At 71.7% G+C, this 5,795-nt stretch carries 2 protein-coding genes and 4 pseudogenes; 5 read left to right on the top strand and 1 reads right to left on the bottom strand.

Annotated elements, in window-relative coordinates; genetic code table 11:
- Both ACFW2E_RS40025 and ACFW2E_RS40020 read left to right on the top strand, forming a co-directional pair.
- Positions 1–615: pseudogene (locus tag ACFW2E_RS40025) on the top strand (HEAT repeat domain-containing protein); the annotation flags it as partial.
- A gap of 139 nt (positions 616–754) precedes the next feature.
- Positions 755–959 (top strand): annotated as a pseudogene (locus tag ACFW2E_RS40020) (glycosyltransferase family 1 protein); the annotation flags it as partial.
- 32 nt (positions 960–991) lie between these two features.
- On the opposite strand, the pseudogene ACFW2E_RS40015 reads toward ACFW2E_RS40020, so the two are convergent.
- Positions 992–1,885 (bottom strand): annotated as a pseudogene (locus ACFW2E_RS40015) (sugar ABC transporter ATP-binding protein); the annotation flags it as partial.
- A 261-nt stretch (positions 1,886–2,146) separates the two neighbouring features.
- Here ACFW2E_RS40015 and rhaI point away from each other — a divergent pair.
- From rhaI to ACFW2E_RS40000, 3 genes and pseudogenes are all read left to right on the top strand, one after another.
- The gene (rhaI, locus tag ACFW2E_RS40010) at positions 2,147–3,307 is read left to right on the top strand and encodes an L-rhamnose isomerase (protein ID WP_384474961.1); all 1,161 of its coding nucleotides are present in this window, start codon (positions 2,147–2,149) and stop codon (positions 3,305–3,307) included.
- Between the two features lie 115 nt (positions 3,308–3,422).
- Positions 3,423–5,462, top strand: coding sequence for a bifunctional aldolase/short-chain dehydrogenase (locus ACFW2E_RS40005; protein WP_384474958.1), 2,040 nt, complete (start codon positions 3,423–3,425; stop codon positions 5,460–5,462).
- Positions 5,459–5,795: pseudogene (locus ACFW2E_RS40000) on the top strand (rhamnulokinase); the annotation flags it as partial. The gene ACFW2E_RS40005 and the pseudogene ACFW2E_RS40000, both read left to right, overlap by 4 nt.

The following is a 5,795-nucleotide window of genomic DNA, read 5'->3' as shown; positions in this document are numbered from 1 at the left end:
CTGCGGTACTTGGCCGACAGCAACGACCCCGACGCCCTCGACCTGATCGAGGGTGCGGTGAACGACGGCACGACCCCCGTCGTGGAAGCCGCCGTCGACGCCGTCGAACGGATGCGCAGCATCGCCGCCGTCGACCGGGCCCGCGGCTGGGCCCACCGGCCCGACGCCCTCGGCGCCGCCGCCGGGCGCGTGCTCGCCTGCCGCGGCGGGGCCCAGGACAGCGACCTCGTCCTGGGCGCCCTCCGGGAGGCCGTTCGAGGCGAGGGGCCGGACGCGCCGACCCTGTGGACCCTCGTCGACGGCACCGGCCGCCTCGGCATCGTCTGTGCCGCGCCCGTTCTGCGCCATATCTACCGTGAGACGGCATCGTCGCATCTCCGCGGCCGCGCCGCCCGGGCCCTGGCCGCGACCGACCCCTCCTTCCCCGTCGGCTTCGCCGTCGAATGCCTGTGGGACTGCGAGGAGACCACCCGCGAACTCGCCGCCCGGCACGCCGAGACCGGTGACGCCCGGGTCGTGGAGCAGCTGCGCCGACTCGCCGCCGACCCGGCCGAGGAGGCCGAGGTCCAGACAGCCGTACGCAGCCGGATCGCACCGGACGGACCCGTCGCGTGAACACGGGGTGACCCGGGGGTCAGGAGGGCATGGACACGGCCTGACCTGCTCGGGTGTGCAGTACAACGCTCATGGGACGTTCCTCGTTCGGAAAGATCCAAGTTGACGCGGCCACGTCCGGCACGGCGAGAACACCCCTATGCGTGTCGTCATCGTGACCGAATCCTTTCCCCCCGATGTGAACGGCGTGGCCCACTGCACGCTCCAGACCGCCCGGCACCTCGTCGATCGCGGTCACGCTCCCCTCGTCGTCGCTCCGGCTCCCGCTCCCGGCGTCGGGGGGCGCCCGGGCCGCCCCGGCCCCCCCGGGCCCCTCCCCCCCCCAGCCCCCCCCCGGGTCCCCCCCCCACCCGCCCGGGGCCCCCGCGGGGCCCGGGGCGCCGACCAGACCGGCGAGACCGACTATCTCGCCGTGCCGCACCTCGAAGGAGACGTCGGTGAAGACTCCTTCCCGGGTCAGCCGCCGTACGCTCAGGGCGACTTCACCGGGGGTGACGTCCGTCTTCGGGTAGAGCTCGTCGAGATCGCGGCCGACCATGCGGCGGACCAGGTCGTCCTCGGTCATGCCGGCCAGCGGTTCGCCGGCGATCCAGGCGCCGTCCCGCAGCGTGGTGACGCGCTCGCAGATCCGGAAGATCTCCTCCAGCCGGTGCGAGATGAACAGCACCGCGGCGCCCTGCTCGCGCAGGGTGCGCACGACGCCGAAGAGGCGGGCCACCTCGCTGCCGGTCAGGGCTGCCGTCGGCTCGTCCATGATCAGGACACGGGCGTCGAAGGAGAGCGCCTTGGCGATCTCGACGATCTGCTGGTCGGCGATGGACAGGCCGCGGGCGGGGCGGTCGGGGTCGAGCTCGACACCGAGCCGCTTCATCAGGGCGGCGGTCGCCGCGTGGGTGGCCTTGTGGTCGATGCGGCCGAGGGCGCGGCGGGGCTGGCGGCCCATGAAGATGTTCTCGGCGATCGAGAGGTCGGGGAAGAGCGTGGGCTCCTGGTAGATCACGGCGATTCCGGCGGCGCGGGCGTCGCCGGGGCCGTGGAAGACGACGGGCTCGCCGTCGAGCAGCACCTGTCCGGCGTCCGGTCGGTGCACCCCTGCCAGGGTCTTGATCAGGGTCGACTTGCCCGCGCCGTTCTCCCCGGCGAGGGCGTGCACCTCACCGGGGAACAGCTCCAGGGAGACGTCCCGCAGGGCGCGTACGGCGCCGAAGGACTTGGAGACGTCCTTCAGCGCCAGCACCGGGGCCGGTCCCGTGTCGGACGGGTGGGTCATGGGGGCTCCTCGACGACGTCGGCGGGGCGGCCCCGCCGCGTCGTGAAAGGTTTCAACTGGATTGCCGGGACGTTAGGCATGGCAGCCATGTCACGTCAATGGGTCCGTGTCGAAAAACTTTCGATAGTTGAAGGTCACGCCCAAGTCACGGAAAACACGCTCGACCGGAGAGCTTGACACCCCATCGGAGGGCTCATAGCTTGCCGTTCTGAATCGTTTCACACGTTCAGTCGTTCCGACCGACATCACAGGAGCCCTGAAGTGACCGACCTCGCCGCGGTGAAGGCCGCGCTGAAGACCCAGGCCATTGAGACGCCGTCGTGGGCGTACGGGAACTCGGGGACCCGTTTCAAGGTGTTCGCCCAGCAGGGCGTGCCACGCACACCGTGGGAGAAGCTGGAGGACGCGGCCCAGGTGCACGCGTTCACCGGCGTCGCGCCGACCGTCGCCCTGCACATTCCCTGGGACCGGGTGGAGGACTACGCGGCGCTGGAGAAGTTCGCCGGGGAGCGTGGGCTGAAGCTGGGCGCGATCAACTCCAACACCTTCCAGGACGACGACTACCGCCTCGGCAGCATCTGCCACCCGGACGCGGCGGTCCGCCGCAAGGCCGTCGGCCATCTCCTGGAGTGCGTCGGCATCATGGACGCGACCGGGTCGCGTGACCTGAAGCTGTGGTTCGCGGACGGAACGAACTATCCCGGCCAGGACGACGTGCGCGAGCGCCAGGACCGGCTGGCCGAGGGGCTGGCCGAGGTGTACGCGCGGCTCGGCGACGGGCAGCGGATGCTGCTGGAGTACAAGTTCTTCGAGCCGGCCTTCTACACGACCGACGTCCCGGACTGGGGCACGGCGTACGCGCACTGTCTGAAGCTGGGACCGAAGGCGCAGGTCGTGGTGGACACCGGGCACCACGCGCCGGGGACCAACATCGAGTTCATCGTGGCGACGCTGCTGCGGGAGGGGAAGCTCGGCGGGTTCGACTTCAACTCGCGGTTCTACGCCGACGACGACCTCATGGTGGGGGCAGCGGATCCCTTCCAGCTGTTCCGGATCATGTACGAGGTGGTGCGAGGCGGGGGGTTCACCTCCGAGGTGGCTTTCATGCTCGACCAGTGCCACAACATCGAGGCGAAGGTTCCGGCGATCATCCGGTCGGTGATGAACGTGCAGGAGGCCACGGCGAAGGCGCTGCTGGTCGACCGGGGGGCGCTGGCTGCTGCGCAGGCTTCGGGTGACGTGCTGGGGGCGAACGCGGTGCTGATGGACGCCTACAACACGGATGTGCGGCCGTTGCTGCGTGAAGTGCGTGAGGAGATCGGGCTGGACCCGGATCCGATCGCTGCGTATGCCCGGTCCGGGTGGGCTCGGAGGATCGTCGCCGAGCGGGTCGGAGGGGAACAGGCCGGTTGGGGCGCGTAGGCGTCTGCCGGGCTCTGCCTTCTGCGGAGTGCGGGCCGGCCGTGGCTGGTCGCGCAGTTCCCCGCGCCCCTGAAAGACATGCACTCACCCTCGATTGCGTAAGGACCGAACGTTCATGTCACCTCACCCCGAAGCCGCCGCCCTGCTCGCCCGGTCGCACCGGCTCGGCGCCGATCCCCGTAACACCAACTACGCCGGCGGCAACGCGTCCGCGAAAGGCACGGACACCGACCCCGTGACCGGCGGTGACGTCGAACTGATGTGGGTGAAGGGGTCCGGAGGGGACCTCGGGACGCTCGCGGAGTCCGGGCTCGCCGTGCTGCGGCTCGACCGACTGCGGGCGCTCACGGCCGGCTACCCGGGCGTCGAGCGCGAGGACGAGATGGTCGCCGCGTTCGACTACTGCCTGCACGGGAAGGGCGGGGCGGCTCCGTCCATCGACACCGCGATGCACGCTCTGGTGGACGCCCCGCACGTGGACCATCTGCACCCCGACTCCGGGATCGCCCTCGCGTGTGCCGCCGACGGGGAGAAGCTGACCGGCGAGTGCTTCGGCGACACCGTGGTGTGGGTGCCCTGGCGGCGGCCCGGATTCCAGCTCGGACTGGACATCGCGGCCGTCAAGGCGGCCAACCCGGGCGCGATCGGCTGCGTCCTCGGCGGGCACGGCATCACCGCCTGGGGCGACAGCTCGGAGGAGTGCGAGCGGAACTCGCTGCACATCATCCGCACCGCCGAGGCCTTCCTCGCCGAGCACGGGAAGGCGGAGCCCTTCGGGCCCCTGATCGAGGGGTACGAGGCACTGCCGGAGGGCGAGCGGCGAAGGCGGGCGGCCGCGCTCGCGCCGTACGTCCGTGCCATCGCCTCCCAGGACCGGGCGCAGGTCGGGCACTTCACCGACTCCGACGTCGTCCTCGGCTTCCTGGCCCGGGCCGGGCACCCGCGGCTCGCCGCGCTCGGGACCTCCTGCCCGGACCACTTCCTGCGGACGAAGGTACGCCCCCTCGTCCTCGACCTGCCGCCGACCACGCCCCTGGAGGAGGCGCTCGACCGGCTCGCGGAGTTGCACGCCGCCTACCGCGAGGAGTACGCCGCCTACTACCGGCGGCACGCGGAGCCCGGCTCCCCCGCGATGCGCGGTGCCGACCCGGCGATCGTGCTGATCCCGGGCGTGGGCATGTTCAGCTTCGGCAAGGACAAGCAGACGGCCCGCGTGGCCGGCGAGTTCTACGTCAACGCGATCAATGTGATGCGCGGCGCCGAGGCGGTGTCGGCGTACGCGCCGATCGAGGAGGCGGAGAAGTTCCGGATCGAGTACTGGGCCCTCGAGGAGGCCAAGCTCCGGCGGATGCCGAGGCCCAGGCCGCTGGCGACGCGGGTAGCCCTCGTGACGGGTGCGGGCAGCGGGATCGGCCGGGCGATCGCCCATCGGCTGGTGGCCGAGGGGGCCTGTGTCGTCGTCGCCGACCTGAACGCGGAGAACGCCGGCAAGGTGGCCGAGGAGCTCGGCGGGCCCGACAGGGCCGTCGCCGTGACCGTGGACGTGACGGACGAGGAGCAGATCGCGGACGCCTTCCGGGCCGCGGTGCTCGCCTTCGGCGGCGTCGACCTCGTGGTCAACAACGCGGGGATCTCCATCTCCAAGCCCCTGCTGGAGACCTCGGCGCGGGACTGGGACCTCCAGCACGACATCATGGCCCGCGGTTCCTTCCTCGTGTCGCGGGAGGCCGCCCGGGTGATGGTCCCGCAGCGGCTGGGCGGCGACATCGTCTACATCGCCTCGAAGAACGCCGTCCTCGCCGGTCCCGACAACATCGCCTACTCGGCCGCCAAGGCCGACCAGGCCCACCAGGTACGGCTGCTGGCCGCCGAGCTCGGCGAGCACGGCATCCGCGTCAACGGCGTCAACCCGGACGGGGTCGTGCGCGGTTCCGGGATCTTCGCGGGCGGCTGGGGCGCGCAGCGGGCGGCCGTGTACGGGGTCGAGGAGGAGAAGCTGGGCGAGTTCTACGCACAGCGGACCATCCTCAAGCGGGAAGTGCTGCCGGAGCACGTCGCGAACGCCGTGTTCGCGCTGACCGGCGGGGACCTGACGCACACCACGGGAATGCACGTCCCCGTCGACGCGGGTGTGGCGGCCGCGTTCCTGCGATGAGCGCCGCCGTGAGGTCGTACGCCGCGGTCGACCTGGGCGCCTCCAGCGGGCGCGTGATGGTCGGCCGCGTCGGCCCCGACAGCCTGGAGCTGGCCGAGGCGCACCGCTTCCCCAACCGGCCCGTCCGGGTCCCCGAAGGGCTGCGCTGGGACGTCCTCGGGCTGTACGCCGGGGTCCTGGACGGGTTGCGGGCGGCCGGTGCGCACAGCGGTGACCGGCTCGACTCGGTGGGCATCGACAGCTGGGCCGTGGACTACGGACTGCTCGACGCCGACGGAGCCCTGCTCGGCAACCCCGTGCACTACCGGGACGCCCCCACCGCGGGCGTCCCGG

Origin of the sequence: Streptomyces sp. NPDC058964 (genome assembly GCF_042741275.1) — a bacterium.
In the GTDB taxonomy this organism is placed as follows: Bacteria; Actinomycetota; Actinomycetes; order Streptomycetales; family Streptomycetaceae; genus Streptomyces.
Note: the sequence above shows the minus strand (reverse complement) of the source record. Positions and strands in the feature narration are given on the sequence as shown.

Excerpts from the sequence above, each read along its gene's own strand:
- ACFW2E_RS40005 (WP_384474958.1), top strand. The coding sequence starts at position 3,423 with ATGTCACCTCACCCCGAAGCCGCCGCCCTGCTCGCCCGGTCGCACCGG.